This is a genomic window from Vibrio sp. 811 (assembly GCF_033339195.1).
The window spans coordinates 1-503 of the sequence record NZ_JAWOUB010001020.1 but is presented as its reverse complement, the minus strand read 5'-3'; the positions used below and the strand labels follow the sequence as shown (position 1 = coordinate 503).

The 503-nt window shown below is 41.9% G+C and carries 1 pseudogene; it reads right to left on the bottom strand.

Annotated elements, in window-relative coordinates:
• Window positions 1-245 precede the first annotated feature (245 nt).
• A pseudogene (locus tag R7Q46_RS30680) lies at window positions 246-503 on the bottom strand (D-hexose-6-phosphate mutarotase); the annotation flags it as partial.

The window sequence follows — 503 nt, the reverse complement described above, 5'->3', positions numbered from 1 at the left end:
ATGACTAACTTTAGTTGAAAGCCAACACTTTGATTTCTGTACTTTTCTAACATGGAATGTCTTCCTGATATATTTATAACTTATGAGTTTTGTATCGGCATGCTATCGGTTTATATGAATAATTTTTTTGATATCTATTAATTAAATTATCAAAAAACTCAGATAACCAATGAGTTAGTTAGAAAGTGACCGAGGAAGAACGGAAATGATTTCAAAAAAAGGCCGGATGAGCCGGCCTAGGAAGATTATTGTGCAGCAATCACTGTCACGAGCTCGTAGCTCTCGCCTGGCTCAAGAGTCTTGCCTTCTTCAATACTTGGTGCATGAAGGGCAGATTCCACACACAGCATGGTTTCATAGCCATTGTCAGCCATATCTCCCATCCCTTGTGCACCTTCCGCCCACGGGTTCCATAGTACTGCGGAGTTATGGCCGCGGTTCGCTACGCTCAACGTGCGGTTAAGAACAGGGTCTTTCACTAAAATTTGAGCTTCTGGTTGCGT